The 17,372-nt window shown below is 61.5% G+C and carries 16 protein-coding genes; 9 read left to right on the forward strand and 7 right to left on the reverse strand.

What is annotated here, in order from left to right; all coding sequences use genetic code 11:
• Positions 1–282: 282 nt before the first annotated feature.
• Together J3P91_RS17340 and J3P91_RS17345 are read left to right on the forward strand one after the other, a co-directional pair.
• Positions 283–1,431, forward strand: a complete 1,149-nt coding sequence (locus J3P91_RS17340; protein ID WP_434573298.1) for an aldose epimerase family protein — start codon at positions 283–285, stop codon at positions 1,429–1,431.
• Positions 1,432–1,542: 111 nt separating this feature from the next.
• Complete coding sequence (locus J3P91_RS17345) at positions 1,543–2,364, forward strand: aldo/keto reductase (protein ID WP_305500194.1); 822 nt, start codon at positions 1,543–1,545, stop codon at positions 2,362–2,364.
• A gap of 175 nt (positions 2,365–2,539) precedes the next feature.
• Here J3P91_RS17345 and J3P91_RS17350 read toward each other — a convergent pair whose 3' ends face one another.
• Complete coding sequence (locus J3P91_RS17350) at positions 2,540–4,903, reverse strand: DNA polymerase II (protein ID WP_434601223.1); 2,364 nt, start codon at positions 4,901–4,903, stop codon at positions 2,540–2,542.
• Positions 4,904–5,131: 228 nt separating this feature from the next.
• Here J3P91_RS17350 and J3P91_RS17355 point away from each other — a divergent pair, with 228 nt between their 5' ends.
• The 5 genes from J3P91_RS17355 to J3P91_RS17375 all read left to right on the forward strand — a co-directional run bounded on the left by J3P91_RS17355 (position 5,132) and on the right by J3P91_RS17375 (position 9,085).
• Positions 5,132–5,572, forward strand: coding sequence for a CBS domain-containing protein (locus tag J3P91_RS17355; RefSeq protein WP_305500192.1), 441 nt, complete (start codon positions 5,132–5,134; stop codon positions 5,570–5,572).
• Positions 5,573–5,642: 70 nt separating this feature from the next.
• Positions 5,643–6,239: a paraquat-inducible protein A gene (locus J3P91_RS17360; protein WP_434573292.1), complete on the forward strand. Its 597-nt coding sequence runs from the start codon at positions 5,643–5,645 to the stop codon at positions 6,237–6,239.
• Complete coding sequence (locus J3P91_RS17365) at positions 6,236–6,895, forward strand: paraquat-inducible protein A (RefSeq protein ID WP_305500190.1); 660 nt, start codon at positions 6,236–6,238, stop codon at positions 6,893–6,895. Before J3P91_RS17360 ends, J3P91_RS17365 begins: the two co-directional genes overlap by 4 nt.
• Positions 6,876–8,531, forward strand: coding sequence for an intermembrane transport protein PqiB (locus J3P91_RS17370; protein WP_305500189.1), 1,656 nt, complete (start codon positions 6,876–6,878; stop codon positions 8,529–8,531). The genes J3P91_RS17365 and J3P91_RS17370 overlap by 20 nt, the downstream gene beginning before the upstream one ends.
• A gap of 17 nt (positions 8,532–8,548) precedes the next feature.
• Complete coding sequence (locus J3P91_RS17375) at positions 8,549–9,085, forward strand: PqiC family protein (protein ID WP_434573287.1); 537 nt, start codon at positions 8,549–8,551, stop codon at positions 9,083–9,085.
• A 1-nt stretch (position 9,086) separates the two neighbouring features.
• Here J3P91_RS17375 and J3P91_RS17380 read toward each other — a convergent pair whose 3' ends face one another.
• Positions 9,087–9,716, reverse strand: coding sequence for a glutathione S-transferase family protein (locus J3P91_RS17380; protein ID WP_434601224.1), 630 nt, complete (start codon positions 9,714–9,716; stop codon positions 9,087–9,089).
• 195 nt (positions 9,717–9,911) lie between these two features.
• On the opposite strand from J3P91_RS17380, the gene J3P91_RS17385 reads away from it, so the two are divergent.
• Positions 9,912–10,346: a phage infection protein gene (locus J3P91_RS17385; RefSeq protein ID WP_434601225.1), complete on the forward strand. Its 435-nt coding sequence runs from the start codon at positions 9,912–9,914 to the stop codon at positions 10,344–10,346.
• An 85-nt stretch (positions 10,347–10,431) separates the two neighbouring features.
• Here J3P91_RS17385 and J3P91_RS17390 read toward each other — a convergent pair whose 3' ends face one another.
• The 3 genes from J3P91_RS17390 to J3P91_RS17400 form a co-directional block, all read right to left on the reverse strand.
• The gene (locus J3P91_RS17390) at positions 10,432–11,526 is read right to left on the reverse strand and encodes a DUF1615 domain-containing protein (protein WP_434601226.1); all 1,095 of its coding nucleotides are present in this window, start codon (positions 11,524–11,526) and stop codon (positions 10,432–10,434) included.
• Between the two features lie 187 nt (positions 11,527–11,713).
• Positions 11,714–12,688, reverse strand: a complete 975-nt coding sequence (hemB, locus tag J3P91_RS17395) for a porphobilinogen synthase (protein WP_434601227.1) — start codon at positions 12,686–12,688, stop codon at positions 11,714–11,716.
• Between the two features lie 152 nt (positions 12,689–12,840).
• Positions 12,841–13,539 carry a glutathione binding-like protein gene (locus J3P91_RS17400; RefSeq protein ID WP_434573278.1) on the reverse strand — a complete coding sequence of 233 codons (699 nt, stop codon included), beginning with the start codon at positions 13,537–13,539 and terminating at the stop codon, positions 12,841–12,843.
• 340 nt (positions 13,540–13,879) lie between these two features.
• Here J3P91_RS17400 and J3P91_RS17405 point away from each other — a divergent pair, with 340 nt between their 5' ends.
• The gene (locus tag J3P91_RS17405) at positions 13,880–14,551 is read left to right on the forward strand and encodes a histidine phosphatase family protein (protein WP_434573276.1); all 672 of its coding nucleotides are present in this window, start codon (positions 13,880–13,882) and stop codon (positions 14,549–14,551) included.
• Positions 14,552–15,084: 533 nt separating this feature from the next.
• Here J3P91_RS17405 and mnmH read toward each other — a convergent pair.
• Positions 15,085–16,188 (reverse strand): tRNA 2-selenouridine(34) synthase MnmH, encoded by a 1,104-nt coding sequence (gene mnmH, locus J3P91_RS17410; RefSeq protein WP_434601228.1) that lies wholly within the window; start codon positions 16,186–16,188, stop codon positions 15,085–15,087.
• Entirely contained in the window at positions 16,188–17,222 is a 1,035-nt protein-coding gene (gene selD / locus J3P91_RS17415) for a selenide, water dikinase SelD (protein WP_434601229.1), read from the reverse strand. Before selD ends, mnmH begins: the two co-directional genes overlap by 1 nt.
• Positions 17,223–17,372 lie beyond the last annotated feature (150 nt).

The following is a 17,372-nucleotide window of genomic DNA, read 5'->3' on the forward strand; positions in this document are numbered from 1 at the left end:
CATGGGGAAGCGGTGGGGAATCGCCGTTTCCTGGCCATGGATAGAGCGGCAAAAACCGTAAAAGTGCGGTAACGGCCGTGAGAGTACACGTTTGGCCAAGGTTCGCTCCGCTCAATTAGTCTTACTTTTTAATTGATAAATCTCAATTTATAGCTATAAATCCCTTCTCTACCCTCAAATAGAAAGACTACTGAACAGAAAAACCTTCATCGCTGTCCGACAGGTAACGGACTCGACCACGTTAAAAACAACAACAAAACAACAGGAAAGGAAGGTCACACCATGCTTGAATCCAGACATCTGCTCACGGCCCTCGGAGTCTCTCTGATGATTGCCACCTCTGCCCAGGCCGCCGGCCTGACCAATGAACGCGTTGCCTTCGGCAAGACCAACGACGGCACGCCGGTTGAAAAATACGTACTGCGCAACAGCCACGGCGTCGAGGCGACCGTCATCACTTACGGCGGGATCCTCCAGTCACTGATCGTGCCGGACAAAAACGGCATGACTGCCGACATCGTGCTCGGCTTCGACGATGTGCAGGGTTACCAGAAGAACGGCAACGTGTATTTCGGCGCGACCATCGGTCGCTTCGGCAACCGTCTGGCCGGTGGTGCGTTCGAGCTGGATGGCAAACGCTACCAGGTGCCGCAGAACGACAAGGACAACTCCTTGCACGGTGGGCCGCAAGGCTTCGACAAGCGTGTCTGGAAGGCCGAGCCGAGCAACGGCAAGGACTCGGTAGGCGTGACCCTGACGTATCTGTCGGCGGACGGTGAAATGGGCTTTCCCGGCAACCTGAAGACCGACGTCACCTACAGCCTCAACGACCAGAACGAATTGCGCATCGACTACAAGGCCAGCACCGACAAGCCGACCGTGCTGAACCTGACCAACCACAGCTATTTCAACCTGGCCGGCGCCGGTAATGGCGACATCCTCAAGCAAGTCGCGACGCTGCACGCGTCCCGCTACACACCAGTGACCGCCAAGCTGATCCCCACCGGCGAGCTGGCGCCAGTAGCCGGCACCCCGATGGATTTCACCAAGCCCACGCCCATTGGCACGCATATCAAGGCTGATCATCCGCAGCTGAAATTTGCCGAACCGAAACAAGGCGGCTTCGATTTCAACTGGGTACTCGACGCCAAGGGCGACGTGAACAAACTCGCCGCCGAGGTCCAGGATCCGCAGTCCGGACGGCGCCTGCAGCTCTACACCAGCGAGCCGGGCGTGCAGTTCTACACCAGCAACTTCCTCGACGGCACGATCAAGGGCAAGCAAGGCAAGGTCTACCCGCACTGGAGCGCGTTTACCCTGGAAACCCAGCATTATCCCGATTCGCCAAACCAGCCGTCCTTCCCTACCACGCGACTTGATCCGGGCCAGACCTACACCCAGACCATGGTGCTGAAGTTCTCTGCCGAGTAATCCTGCCACCAACCGATCGTTCCTGCCTTTTGCGCGGGAACGATCAAGGTTGGAACGCCTGGTCTATCCTGCTGCCACACGCTGTATCGACCAGCACGACAGGAGATGTGCATGAGAACTGTGGAATTGGCCGGCGTATCCGTACCGGTAATCGGCCAGGGCACCTGGCGGATGGGTGAGGAACCGTCCCATCACAAGAAAGAAGTAGCTGCCCTGCGCCTGGGCATCGAACTGGGTATGAGCCTGATCGACACGGCCGAAATGTATGCCGAGGGCGGCGCCGAGCAGGTCGTTGGCGAAGCGATCACCGGGCTACGCGACCAGGTGTTCCTGGTGAGCAAGGTCTACCCGCACAATGCCAGCCGCAAAGGCATTCCGTTGGCCTGCGAGCGCAGCTTGCGGCGCCTCGACACCGATTATATCGACCTCTATTTGCTGCACTGGCGCGGCCAGTACCCACTGGAGGAAACCGTCGAAGCGTTTGAGCGCCTGCGCGAAGAAGGCAAGATCGGCCGCTGGGGCGTGTCGAACTTTGACGTCGACGATCTGGAGGAGCTGGCCTCGCCGGTCTGCGCTACCAATCAAGTGTTGTACAACCTGCAAGAACGCGGCATCGAATTCGACCTGCTGCCCTGGAGCCAGCAACAGCGTATGCCGATCATGGCCTATTGTCCGGTCGGCCAGGGCGGGCATTTGCTCAAGGACCACACCCTGCAACAGATCGCCGAACGCCACCGCGCGACGCCGGCACAGATCGCCCTCGCCTGGCTGCTGCGCCAGGACAACGTCATCGCCATCCCCAAGGCTGTGCAAGCTGAACACGTGCGCCTGAACGCCGAAGCGGCGAATCTGCAGCTTGAGCCTCAGGATCTGGCGGCATTGGACCTGGTGTTCCCGCAGCCACAGGGCAAGCAGCGGTTGGCGATGGTCTAGTCCACTCGACCGCCGTGGTGATGAGCGCGCCCTTATTCCAGAGGCGCGCTCTTGTGGCGAGGGAGCTTGCTCCCGCTCGGTTGCGCAGCAGCCGCCAGAAACTCAGGGCCGCTACGCAGCCCAGCGGGAGCAAGCTCCCTCGCCACAAGGGCATCCCTGCGGCCAATAATGTCGATCAGAACAACCCCATCTGCCCACCGATCAACGTTGAAAAATCATCATCCACAAACGGCAGGATCGCATCCGCCACCGGCTGCAGCTGCTTCGTCACGTAGTGGTCATAGTCAATCGGCGCGCTACGGGTTTCCAGCGGCTCGGGGCCGGCGACGGTGATGACGTAGCTGATCCAGCCGCCATTCTGGTATTGCCGTGGCCGGCCCTGGCGCTCGTTGAACTCGTCGGCCAGCCGCGCGGCCCGCACATGTGGCGGCACGTTGCGCTCGTAGTCGTCCAACGGACGACGCAAGCGCTTGCGGTAGACCAGGCGTTCGTCGAACGCGCCGGCCAGGGTCTGCTGGACATAATCGCGAACGTAATCCTGATAGGGCTGGCGATGGAAGATCCGTCCATACAGTTCCTGCTGGAACTGCCGGGCCAGGGGCGACCAGTCGGTGCGCACGGTCTCCAGGCCCTTGTAAATGATCTCGTCGCTGCCGTCGGCACGGGTCACCAAACCGGCGTAGCGCTTCTTGCTGCCCTCCTCCGCGCCGCGGATGGTCGGCATCAGGAAACGCTTGAAGTAGGTTTCGAATTGCAGCTCCAGCGCGCTTTCCAGCTCGAACTCTTCACGTACGTGATCACGCCACCATTGGTTGACGTGAGCGACCAGCTCCCGGCCGATCGCCGCGGCTTCTTCCTGGCCGCGGGGGCGGCGTAACCAGACGAAGGTCGAATCGGTATCGCCATAGATCACCACATGGCCCCGCGCTTCGATCAGTTGCCGGGTACGCTGCATGATCTGGTGGCCGCGCAAGGTGATGGACGACGCCAGGCGCGAATCGAAGAAACGACAGCCACTGGAGCCAAGCACGCCGTAGAACGCGTTCATGATGATTTTCAGTGCCTGGGACAGCGGCGCGTTGTGTTCGCGCTTGGCGGTTTCCCGGCCGTCGGCAACCCGCGCCACGATGGCCGGCAGGCAGTGCCCGGTGCGCGAGAACCGCGCCCCGCGAAAACCTGGCACCGACTCGGTGTCGTCCGGGTGGCGCAGGCCTTCGATCAAGCCCACCGGGTCGATGAGAAAGGTGCGGATGATCGATGGATACAGACTCTTGTAGTCCAGCACCAACACCGATTCGTAGAGCCCCGGCTGGGAATCCATCACAAACCCGCCAGGGCTGGCCTCCGGCGGACGCTGGCCGAGGTTCGGCGCGACGAAACCCTGGCGATGCATCAGCGGCATGTACAGATGCGTGAACGCCGCCACCGAGCCGCCGCTGCGATCCGCCGGCAGGCCGGTGACGCTGGCCCGTTCCAGCAAGAACTTGAGCAGCTCGGTCTTGGCGAAGATGCGCGTGACCAACTCGCAATCCTTGAGGTTGTAGCGAGCCAGGGCCGGTTTATCCTCGGCGAACATGCGGTTGATTTCGTCCATGCGCTGGTACGGGTTGTCGATGGACTTGCCCTCGCCCAACAGGGTCTGGGCGACGTTTTCCAGGCTGAACGAAGGAAAACTCCAGGTCGCCGAGCGCAAGGACTCGATCCCATCGATGATCAACCGGCCAGCCGCCGAGGCAAAAAAATGGTTGTTGCGCGCGCCGTGCTCGCGCCATTGCATTTCTTCCCCGCCACGGCCAAGACGCAGCGGCACGGCCAGGCGGCGGGCGTGTTCATGCAACACGCGCAGATCGAACTGCACCAGGTTCCAACCGATGATCGCGTCGGGATCGAAGCGGGCGAACCACTCGTTGAGTTTCTTCAACAGCGCCGCGCGGGACTCGCAGTATTCCAGCTGGAAATCCACCTCACGATCATCGCCATTGGGCGGCCCGAGCATATAGACCTGGCGCTCGCCGCAGCCCTCCAGGGCAATCGAATACAAATCGCCCTGGGCGGTGGTTTCGATGTCCAGGGACACCAGCCGCAGCGGTGGCCGGTAGTCGGGCGCGGGTTTCATTTGGGCATCCAGGAGCAAGCCATCGGTTGAGGGCGTGCCGCCGAACCAGACCGGTGCGGTGATGAAGCGCTCCATCAGGTAGCGTTCCGGCGGCCGGATGTCGGCCTCGAATACATCCACGCCAGCCCGCCGCAATGTCGTGTCCAGCCGCATCAGTTGCGCATGTTGCCGACAATACAGGCCGAGCACCGGGCGGTGCTCGAAATCCAGCAGGTCCAGGGGCCGCAACTCGACATCCTTCTCGCCCTGCAACAGCGCCTCGACCTGGCCACGCTGGATCTGCGGCACGAACGCCACCGACGTCTGCACCGGCAGGCGCACGCGCCGGGGACCGGCATCCGTCGCCAGCCAGAACTCGACTTCGGTGCCCGCCGGGGTATCGCGCCAATGCCGGGTCAGGACGAAGCCCTGCTGTAGATCCACCGCTGAAACCTCGAATTTTGCGTGTTACGCATTCTACCTGACCTGGGGACTTCACCTGCCCTTGGATCTGCTTTCGTGGCGAGCCACGACAGCGCGCCACAATAAAATCTGTGGTTTTTCACCATCCATGACGGTTTTGGACGGCTGACTGCCGCTTTACCGCTTGCTCTGCGCCGTTGGGTCTACGATTCTTGAACCACCCGCACAAACAACACCCGAGGCTTCCCCATGAAAACCGTCGCGCAGTTGCTCCGGATAAAAGACGAGAAAAACCAGCAAGTGCACACCATTTCCCCGGACGACATGGTCTTGCAGGCCCTGATGCGCATGGCCGAGAAAAATGTCGGTGCCTTGCTGGTGGTCAAGAACGATGAAGTGCTGGGCATCATCAGCGAGCGCGACTATGCGCGCAAAATGGTCCTGCACGGGCGCTCTTCGGTGGGCACGAAAGTCAGCGACATCATGGTTTCGCCCGTGATCACGATCGATCCACACCAGAACGTCGAGACCTGCCTGAGCATCATGACCGAGAAACACCTGCGGCATTTGCCCGTGGTGGAAAACGGCAAGCTGGTCGGCCTGTTGTCCATCGGTGACCTGGTCAAGGAAGCCATTGCCGAGCAGGCGGACCTGATCAGACAACTGGAGCAATACATTCGCGGCGAATGATTGGCTCGGGCGGGTTGCTCATTCTCGACTCACTTCTATATTGAAGGAGTTGCCCCCGCCGAGCATCCTCATGGCCGTTACCGACCGACTGATCATTTGTGAGCATTGCGATGCAGTGTACGAGCCGGTTGCGCTCGCCCCGCATCAAAAAGCCTCGTGCGTGCAATGCCATGCAGTGATCCAGCGCTACAACGGCCTGACCATCGAACAGCGCCTGGCCCTGACCATCACGGCAGCGGTGCTGTGGGCCTTCGCCAATGTCTATCCGGTGATGAGCATCCGCCTCCAGGGCCTGAGCAACAGCGCGACCCTGTGGGATTCGGTCGTGGCCCTGAGCCAGGGACCCATCACCTTCATCGCCCTGGTGGCCGCGGTCGCGATCATCATCGCTCCGGCGTTCCAGTTGGCGCTGCTGCTCTGGGTGCTGGGCTACGCCCATTCCAACCGACGCGCCCCGGCCTTCAACCTGTGCATGCGCAGCCTGGAAACCCTGCGCCCGTGGAGCATGCTGGAGGTGTGCTTGCTGGGAGCCCTGGTGGCTGTCATCAAGCTTGCCGGGTTGCTGGATGTGCTTCCCGGTATCGGTCTGTTCGCCCTGGCGGCCTTGAGTCTGTTGATGATCCGCATTGCCGGTCGCGATGTGCGCGACCTGTGGAACACCCTGTGAACGCCGCAACGCCGGGCAATCCGCCCCGCGCCAGCGATCTGAACCTGTGCCTGTGCCACAGCTGCGGCCTGGCTTGCGACATGACCGACGAACCCGACACCTGCCCACGCTGCGATGCCGCCCTGCACCGGCGCAAACCCGATACCCTGACTCGCACCTGGGCCTACATGCTGGCGGCACTGGTGTTCTACATCCCGGCCAACCTGCTCCCGGTCATGAACACGCAGATGCTCGGCGACGGTGCGGACAGCACCATCATCAGCGGTGTTCTCGAGTTCTGGCAGAGTGGTGCCTGGGACATCGCGCTGATCATCTTCATCGCCAGCATCGCGGTGCCGGGGATCAAGTTCGTCGTGTTGACGTTGCTGCTGGTGACCGTGCAACGGCGCAGTACCTGGGCCCAGGTGCAGCGCGCCAAGCTGTATCGGCTGGTTGAAGTCATCGGCTACTGGTCGATGCTTGACGTGCTGGTCGTGGCCCTTGTGGCGGCACTGGTCAAGTTCCAGGCCTTGAGCGACATCGAACCGCGACCGGGGATCCTGTTCTTCGGCCTCGTGGTGCTCTTTACCATGCTGTCGGCCATGAGTTTCGACCCGCGGCTGATCTGGGACACCCAACCATCCGAGGAGGTCATGGATGAAGTCACAAGCCACTGACGGACAACCCGCACCGGGCCGTGCCCATGTCTCCACCCGCCGCTGGACCGTGTCGCTGGTGTGGATCGTGCCGATCATCGCGGTGCTGGTGGGCGTGTCCCTGGTGGTCAACAACTGGCTGCAGGAAGGCCCGACCATCACCATCACCTTCAAGACAGGCGAAGGCCTGACCGCCAACAAGACCCCGGTCAAATACCGCAATGTGGTCATTGGCCAGGTCACCGACGTGCAACTGAGCGACGATCAGAAAAACGTGACCGCCACGGTCAAGCTCGCCAAGACCGCCGACACCTTCACTCATGAAGATTCGGTGTTCTGGGTGGTCCGGCCGCGGATTGGCGCGGGCGGGATCTCCGGGATCGACACCTTGCTGTCGGGAGACTTCATCGGCGCCGACGCCGGTCATTCGAAAGTGCGCGCCAAGTCCTTCACCGGCCTGGAGGCTCCGCCACCGATCACCTACGGCGAACCGGGCAAGCGCTTCACCCTGCATTCCCAGGACCTCGGTTCGCTGGACATCGGCTCGCCGGTGTATTTGCGCAAGATTCCGGTGGGCCAGGTGGTGTCCTACGCATTGGACGCCGATGGCAAAGGCGTCAATATCGAGGTGTTCATCAACGCGCCAAATGACGCCTACGTCACCGAGAACACCCGGTTCTGGAACGTCAGCGGCGTCGACGTGAACGTCGGCGCCAACGGTTTTGCGGTCAAGACCGAGTCGCTGTCCGCCCTGCTCGTCGGCGGCATTGCATTCCGGGCCCCGGAATACAGCCCCAACGACACGCCCGCGGCCGAAGACAAGGATTTCGAACTGTTCGCCGACCAGCAAAGCGCCCTGGCCCCGCCCAGTGGCAAGGCGCAGTACCTGGCCTTGCGCTTCGACCAGGCCTTGCGCGGATTGCGCGTCGGCGCCCCGGTGGAATTCCTCGGGATCGAGATCGGCCGGGTGGTCTCCATGAACCTGGACTTCGACGAAAAGCAGCGCACGTTCCCGGTCAACGTAGGAATCGTGATCTACCCGCAACTGCTCGGCAAGGCCCACGAGAAACTGCTCAAGTCATTGAACTATGACCCGGAAGACGAAGCCGCCGCCGCGCGCCTGGTCGGCAGCTTCGTCGAACGCGGCCTGCGCGCCCAGGCCCGCAGCGGCAACCTGCTGACCGGGCAGTTGTACATTTCCCTGGATTTCTACCCCAAGGCCGAGAAAGTCGCGTTCGACCTCGCCGCGCGCCCCCTGCGGATCCCGACTATCCCGGGCAGCCTCCAGCAGTTGCAGGAACAATTGCAGACGGTAGTCGAGCGCATCAACAAGCTGCCGCTGGAAAGCATCGCCAGCAACCTGGACGGTAACCTCGTGGAGCTGCGCAAGGGCCTGTCGCAATTCAACAGCAAGACCCTCCCGGGCGTGCAAAGCACCTTGCAGGACGTAAGCAAGACCTTGCAGTCGGCGAACTCGACCCTGGCGGAAGATTCGCCGCAGCGCGAACAATTGACCCAGACGCTGGATGACCTGGGCCGAATGTCGCGTTCGCTGCGCGAGCTGTCCGATTACCTGAGCCGACACCCTGAGTCGCTGCTTCGTGGTCGTCCGAAAGATGCTCCGGCGCAGAACCTTACCTTTCCGGTGAAAGAATGATCACAGGAGCACGCCCGATGCCGCTGATGCTGAAATGTTCGTTGATCGCCCTGGCGCTGCTGCTCGGTGCCTGTCGCAGCGATCCCATTCACTACCACACCCTGAGCCCGGTCCAGCCGGCGGGTCAGGCGCGTGCAGGGGTGGATATCCAGATCGAACAACTCAGCGTCCCGCCGCAAGTGGATCGCACCCAGATGGTGATTCGTCAGGGCGACAGCGGTCTGGCGATCCTGGAAACCGAATGGTGGGGCTCAAGCCTGGCGGATGAACTACGCAGCAGCCTGGACGAGCAATTGAGCAACCCCGGGGCCCCCAGGCGGCTGTTGCGGGTGGAGGTGCAACGCTTCGACTCAATCCCAGGCCGCTATGCGCGCATGGACGTGCAATGGCGCTTGCGTAGCCATGGCAACGAAGCTCAGGCCCTTACCTGCCGCAGCAGCCTGCAGACACCGGCCGGCGGCAGTATTGACGACCTGGTGAAAGGCCATCAGCAGAACGTTCGACAGCTTGCAGAACTCGTCCGCCAGGCCGCCTCGCGCAATGCGTGTCCCTGATTCATTCGGGCCAGTGCAATGAAAGCACTGGCGCGACTCGCGGATGGCGGTCGATGCGCTCCAGCAGGGCGTAGAACTCAGGACGGGCACTGCGCATCGCTTCGCGGGTTTCGACCCACTTGGTAATCACCGCCGCCAGGATATCCAATGCACCGGGCTCGGCACCGCCGAGGAAAGGGCTCGCAGGAAACTGGTCGGCAAACAACGCCCAGTTGCGATACAGACGTTGCTTGGTGCCCGCCACCAATCGCTCCCGAGCAGCGTCGTCGGCGTCGGGCAGCCAGCGCTGCGGAAAATCGATGATGCCGATCGGTGTATAGCAATTGGCGGCGATATACACCAGGCCGCGTATGACCTGCGCACGTTGGGCCGGATCATCCGGCAGCAGTTTCGATTCCGGAAAAGACAGCCCCAGGTGAATCAGGATCGCCGCCGCCTCGGTGAGCACCGAGCCGTCCGGCAATTGCAGGGTCGGGACCTGCTTCTGTGGATTCAGGGCTTCGAGTTCCTTCGCCGCATCGTTGTCCTCGGTCGAATAGGTATCTACCCGGCGGTAAGGCACGCCGCAAACATCCAAGGCGACCTCCACGGCAGAGGAACCGGATTGGCTGTGGCCGAATAACTGATACATGGACTGGCCTCCTTCAAAAGGGATTCAGGTCGGTAGAGCGCACCGGTGCCCCAGTGTTCCATCAACCTGGCTGACACCAACCCGGCGAGCTATCACCGCCATCGATGTTCACCATCACGTCAATGAAGTTCTCACGATCGGTGCCCGGCGCAACAATGGCCCCACACAAACCAACGCACCCCGGAGCACACCATCATGAAACGCCAAATCATCCTCAGCCTCGCTTTCTCCGTTCTGGCAGCCAACGTATTCGCCGCCACTTCCCAGCCCGTCGTTGCCGAAGGCGGCTCTGACCGACTGATCGAAAACCGTGTTGCCGAAGGCGGTGCCGATCGCCTGCTGGAACGCCGCGTTGCCGAAGGTGGCTCCGACAAGCTGATCGAAAACCGTGTTGCCGAAGGCGGTGCTGACCGTCTGCTGGAACGCCGCGTCGCCGAAGGTGGCTCCGACAAGCTGATCGAAAACCGTGTTGCCGAAGGCGGTGCTGACCGTCTGCTGGAACGCCGCGTTGCCGAAGGTGGCTCCGACAAGCTGATCGAAAACCGTGTTGCCGAAGGCGGTGCCGACCGTCTGCTGGAACGCCGCGTTGCCGAAGGTGGCTCCGATAATCTGACCAAGAACCGCGCATGAATTGTTACCACCGTGCTGCAAGATCCTTCAAGCCATCACAGTAGAAGCCCGGCCTCATCCGCCGGGCTTTTTCATGGCCGAAGATTCAGCGCCCCGAAGCCCGCGTCATGCACCGCTGATACCGCTCGTCCACGCGCTTGGCAAACCATGCAGTGGTCAGCTTGCGAGTGATTTTCGGACTCTTGAGCACGATGCCCGGCAACACCGCCCGAGGTAGCGGCTTGCCCTCGGCCTTCTCAGCTAGTTCGAACACCCGCTTGTAGAGCTTGCTGTCCTCGAACGCCAGGCTGTCGCCCAGTTCCAGCTGATCGCGGATGGTCGGGTTGCGCATGCCCAATGACTTGCCCAACGTGCGCACCGCCAGCTCCGTGCTGCCGGGCATGATCGAATCAGGCAGGATCAAATCACCGTCCAGGGCCAGCGTAATGCCCGAAGCGCGACTCACCGCATGCTGGAAGGCCGCGTTGCGACTGGCATACCAGCCAGCATTAAAATCGGCGAAACGGTACAGCGGCTCGGTATAACTGACGGGATACCCCAACAAATGCGCGATGCCGAAATACATCCCTCCGCGACGACTGAACACTTCCCGACGAATCGAGCCATCCACCGTGTAGGGATAATCGCGCGCATTGGCTTGGGCAAAGGCGATGCTGACCTGCATCGGCCCGCCCGTATGCACCGGGTTGAACCCATCGAACAGGGTTTTGCCGAGCGGCACCATGCCGATGAAATCATCAAAAATTGCGCTGAGTTCCTTCTCGCTGCGCGCCGCGTTGAGGCGGTCGCTGTAGCTTTTGCCATTGGACGAGCGCACCTGGAGGGCGCCGCTCACCAGAAACCCGGGGATGCGTAGCTTCGCCGCCCGGCGATCGATTTCCTGCCGGGCGATCTTGCCCAGCCCCGGCACGGCGGGATCGGCCTGGAAGGTCGACTCCTGCTCAGTCACCGCCAGCACTGAACAGATGTTCTGGGTCGTTGGCGGGATCTGCTGCGCCGCAAAGGCCACGTAGATGTCCGTGGCCCAACCTTCCCGATCGGCGGTCTTGGCCGGCAATAAGCGCGCGATCTGCGCCTTGACTTCGGCAGGCTGGCGCTCAGGCTCCTGGGCCTGACGGCTGCCGCAGCCGGCCAGGGCCAGCAATGCGGCAAGAGTGATCATCAATCGAGTGAAATGCATGGTGCTCCATCAGTTCCCTTGTTCGGGAGCAACCATACGATCAAAAACCTGTGGAGGCTACTGATGCAAAGCGAGCACAACCTTGTGGGAGCGAGCTTGCTCGCGATGGCGGTGTGTCAATCACCCCAAATGCTCGATGATGGACCGCTATCGCGAGCAGGCTCGCTCCCACAGGAGTAGTGCTGGGTCAGATCCCGCTCAGCGCCAGATCCATCGCGAAGTAAGTGAAGATCAGGTCCGCCCCTGCCCGCTTGATCGCGCCGAGGCTTTCTCGCACGACTCGGGCTTCGTCGATGGCGCCGGCCTGTGCGGCGAACTTGATCATCGCGTACTCGCCGCTGACCTGGTAGGCCGACAATGGCAGGTTCGAGGCCTCGCGGATGTCGCGGATGATGTCAAGATAGGCCCCGGCCGGCTTGACCATCAGCCCATCGGCGCCCTCCTGCTCGTCGAGCAGCGACTCGCGCAAGGCTTCGCGGCGATTCATCGGGTTCATCTGGTAGCTCTTGCGATCGCCTTTCAACGCGCTGCCGCCGGCCTCGCGGAACGGCCCGTAGAGCGCGGAGGCGAACTTGGTAGAATAGGCCATGATCGCCGTCTGGCTGAAGCCCGCATCATCGAGCGCCCTGCGAATGGCCTGGACTTGCCCGTCCATGGCCGCCGACGGCGCGATGACATCCGCGCCGGCGCGTGCCGCCGCTACCGCTTGTTTGCCCAGGTTGATCAGGGTTCGGTCGTTATCGACTTCGTGACCGTGCAGCACCCCGCAGTGGCCATGATCGGTGTACTCACAAAAACAGGTATCGGACATCACGATCATTTCCGGCACGGCGTCCTTGCAGATTCCGGCCATGCGCGAAACCAGGCCACGCTCGCTCCACGTGTCGCTGCCGTCGCTGTCCAGATGATGGGACACACCAAAGGTCATCACCGCCTTGATACCGGCACGAGCATACCGCTCGATTTCCCCGGCCAGCTTCGATTCCGGGATACGCACCACGCCGGGCATGCTCTTGATCGGCACGAAATCGTCGATTTCCTCTTCGACGAAAATCGGCAGTACCAGATCATTCAAGGCCAATTCGGTTTCCTGGAACAGGTTGCGCAGGCTTGCATTGCGACGCAGACGGCGTGGACGGGCTGCGGGGAACTGACTGGACATGGGACTCCGGAGGCGAAATGGGACACCAGATAAAGCTTATGCCCTGACCAGGCAGGGCACAAACGCCGACTCATGAACAGAGTGTTACCGGACAGGCAATAATCCACTCACAACGTCAGCGAGCCGTTGCTGCACGTCACCCGATTAGCGGGTCATTCCGGAATCTTCAAGCCGCGCGCCACCGCCGGCCGCGCCAGGAAACGTTCCAGCACCCGCGTCACGTTCGGGAAGTTCTGGATACCCACCAGATCACCGGCCTCATAAAAACCAAGCAGGTTGCGCACCCATGGGAACGTGGCGATATCGGCGATGGTGTAGCGCTCGCCCATGATCCAGTCGCGTCCTTCCAGACGGCCATCGAGTACCTTGAGCAGGCGTTTGCTTTCCTCGACGTATCGGTCGCGCGGCCGTTTGTCCTCGTAATCCTTGCCGGCGAACTTGTTGAAGAAACCCAGCTGACCGAACATCGGACCGATGCCGCCCATCTGGAACATCAGCCACTGGATCGTCTCGTAGCGCGCCGCCGATTCCTGCGCGAGCAGCTGGCCGCTCTTGTCGGCCAGATAAATCAGGATTGCTCCCGATTCGAACAACGCCAACGGCCGATCTCCCGGCCCGTGGGGGTCAAGGATCGCCGGGATCTTGTTGTTGGGGTTGAGCGAGAGGAACTCGGGGGACAGTTGGTCATTGTTGCCAAAGTCCACCTTGTGCGCCTCGTAGGGCAGACCGATCTCCTCCAGCATGATCGACACCTTCACGCCGTTGGGGGTCGGCAGGGAATAGAGCTGGAGCCATTCAGGGAACTGGGCGGGCCATTTCTGGGTGATGGGGAAAGGGGTCAGGTCGGGCATGGCATGGGTTCCATGGATCAGTCGGAAAGCCCAAGCATAAATCAGCTGAGCAGGCTTTGGGGCCTTTGAACACAAGCCTTGGCTCTTGAGGGACAGCGCCTCTTTCTTAATTCCGCAACATCCTGTCGCTAACATTCGCTGCGTCCCTTGGCGGGACGCCGCTACAGTGCCCGGCATCAACCAGGATCGCCCCCAGGATCGAACCAAAGAAGCAGCGGGGACTCTGAGAGATGCCCCGAGCAATCAAAGCGGCCATAACGACAGGGAAAACACCCGGAGCCAGAGGCTTTGCGGTGCCGGGGTTTGTCAGCCTGAATCGAGAAGACAAAGACGTATATCGATGATCAACCCACTGAAGTTCGCCCAGTTGAAACGCCGTCCGTGGCTACTGCTACCGACGCTGCTCGTGACCTGTGGGCTGGTGCTGTCGCTGGAATCCAGCGTCAGCAGTGCCCAGCCCGTCGACGGCGTGCAGACGCTGGTGTTCCTGCGCCACGCGGAAAAACCGGTCGGTGGCCTCGGCCAACTCAATTGCCAGGGGCTGAACCGCGCCATCGACCTGGCCACCCTGCTGCCAGAAAGATTCGGTGAAGCCGACTACGTGTTCGCGGCCAATCCGACCCGTAACGTTGAAGAGGGTGAGCTGGATAACTCCTACAGCTACATTCGCCCCTTGATGACGATCAGCCCCAGCGCCATCAAGCTCGGCCTGCCGGTAAACATCGAGTATTCAGCCAACGACACCAGTGACCTGGCTGATGAATTGATGCAGGACAAATACCACAACTCCACGATCTACACGGCCTGGTCCCACGGCTACCTGCCTGAACTGATCAACAAGGTCGCGGGTGAAGCGGTGGGCAAGCGGCAGACCATCACCGACGACTGGGCATCGAGCGATTTCGACTCCCTGTACGTACTGACCCTGACCTGGCACAACGGCAAGGCCAGCCTCACCAGCCAGAGCTACAAGCAAGGCCTGGATAACGGGCAGAAGACCTGCCCGACGTAATCTGCCAAGGATTACTGTGGGAGCGAGCCTGCTCGCGAAGACGGCAGCACATGCAACATTCCCGTCAACTGACCCAGCGCTTTCGCGAGCAAGCTCGCTCCCACAAGAAATCGGTGGTGGACGCAGAATCTGTGAGCAGCCGCAGATCCATGTGGGAGCGAGCCTGCTCGCGAAGACGGCAGCACATGCAACATTCCCGTCAACTGACCCAGCGCTTTCGCGAGCAAGCTCGCTCCCACAAGAAATCGGTGGTGGACGCAGAATCTGTGAGCAGCCGCAGATCCATGTGGGAGCGAGCTTGCTCGCGATGGCGGCGTCACGGACGAAGAAGATGTTGAATATGCTGGCCTCTTCGCGAGCAGGCTCGCTCCCACAGGAAATCGGTGGTGGACGCAGAATTTGTGAGCAGCCGCGAGCCCTTGTGGGAGCGAGCCTGCTCGCGAAAGCGGTGCATCAGTCAATGATGATGTGACTGACTGGATGTCTTCGCGGGCAAGCCCGCTCCCACAGGTTCTTTGCTCAAGACTTGAGTTTTATCCTTCCCGAGCGGCGCGTTCACGCAGATATTCCAATACCGCCGCCTGCTCCCCGACAAACTCGATGCGCCCGCCCTTCTTTTCCCGCTGGAATACATACATCGGGTCGTAGTACTCGCGCAGCAAGCCTTCGATCCAAGCGCGATGCAGGTCGACGGCGCCGCTGGCGGCCTGTTCGGCCAGGGCGGCTTCCATGATGCCCAGCAATCGCCGATGGCGATCGCCACCCAGGCGTTTGTGGATGTTGTCCAGGCTCGCCAGCAATCGTTCGCCAAACAGCGAAAACCCTTCGTCGCCATGGACCTCGACAAACTCGGCGCAGAGGTTGATCACGTAGTCGCGCAGGATCCGCTCGACCCGCCGCTCCAGGCGGTCTTCCAGCCAGACCATCGGCACCTGCTGCATGCGCTGGTACAACGGCAACGGCAAGGCGCAACTGCCGACCATGCGGCTTTCATCCTCCAGCACGAATTGCTCGATGCCGGCGGCACGCTTTTTCAGCACATCCACCGCCAGCAGGTTTTCGAAATCGATATTGGAAGGCTGCCCGGTCGCCCGCTTGCCGAAGCTCGAACCGCGATGATTGGCATAGCCTTCCAGGTCCAGGCCGTTATTGAGTTGCGTCAACACCTCGGTCTTGCCGGTGCCGGTCATGCCGCCCAGCAGGACCAGGTCGCACTGAGCGACCGCCTGGTCGATAGTGCCGAAGAGGAACGTACGCATCGCCTTGTAGCCCCCGCCGACTCGGGGATATTCGATGCCCGCCTCGTCCTTGAGCCATTGCTGGACGATCTGTGAGCGCAAGCCACCGCGAAAGCAGTACAGCAGGCCATCAGGATGGGCCTGGGCAAATTCGGCCCAGGCCTGGATGCGTTGGGCCTTGGTCTCGCCGCTGACCAGTTGATGCCCCAGGACAATGGCGGCCTGTTGCCCCTGCTGCTTGTAGCAGGTCCCGACGCGTTGCCGCTCGATGTCAGTCATCAACGGCAGGTTGACCACGCCGGGAAACGCGCCCTTGAGAAATTCCACCGGCGCGCGAGTGTCCATCATCGGGCGATCATTGAGGAAAATATCGCGGTAATCGGTGATGTCGTTGGGCATCAAGACACCTCGACCGCGTGGTTCTGTCGCTCGACCAATTCACCAATCGGTTCCAGCGCCAGACCCAGTTCAACGGCGACCCGCAGGAACTCGCTCTCCCCTTCGGGTGTGACGGCAATCAGCAGGCCGCCACTGGTCTGCGGGTCGCACAGCACCCGCTTGTGCAGCTCCTGGACGCGACCGACCTTGCTGGCGTAGCTGTCATAGTTGCGCAATGTGCCGCCCGGTACGCAGCCTTGATCGAGGTAGTACTCGACGCCTGGCAGGCGCGGCACCGCGTCGTAGCGGATACGCGCGGTCAGTTGGCTGCCATCGGCCATTTCCACCAAATGCCCGAGCAAGCCGAAACCGGTGACATCGGTCATCGCCGTCACGCCATCGAGCTTGCCGAAACGGCTGCCGGGCTTGTTCAGCGTGCACATCCAGTCTCGGGCCAGGCCCACGTCGGCGGCGCGCAGCTTGCCTTTCTTTTCCGCCGTCGTGAGGATGCCGATGCCCAGGGGTTTGGTCAGGTACAACCGGCAGCCCGCGGTGGCGGTGTCGTTGCGTTTCATGTGGCGCTTTTGCACAAGGCCCGTCACTGCCAGACCGAAAATCGGCTCGGGCGCATCGATCGAGTGCCCGCCCGCCAGGGGGATGCCTGCCTCGTCGCACACCGAGCGGCCACCGCGAATCACCTCGCGCGCGATTTCCGGGGCGAGCACGTTGACTGGCCAGCCGAGGATCGCAATCGCCATCAGCGGATCACCGCCCATGGCATAGATATCACTGATGGCATTGGTCGCGGCGATGCGACCGAAGTCGAACGGATCGTCAACGATCGGCATGAAGAAATCGGTGGTCGAGACCACGCCGCGCTCCTCATCGATGGCATAGACCGCCGCATCGTCCCGGGAAGCGTTCCCGACCCACAGGTTGGGATCAAGGTTTTGCGCACCGCTGCCGGCCAGGATCACTTCCAGCACCTGGGGCGAAATCTTGCAGCCGCAACCGGCACCGTGGCTGTACTGAGTCAGGCGAATCGGCTCGCTCATGGGCATACCTCTCGTAAGTCAAGGTGGCCGATTCTAGCAGCAACGCCAGCCGTTCACTGCCGGTCACGACCAGTCGGCACTCATCCGACGGAATTTTTCTGTTGCCAACAGACTCACTTGTTCAATAGCCGAGCCTTCATCCGGGAGATT

This window comes from Pseudomonas sp. Z4-7 (assembly GCF_051131965.1).
GTDB lineage: Bacteria > Pseudomonadota > Gammaproteobacteria > Pseudomonadales > Pseudomonadaceae > Aquipseudomonas.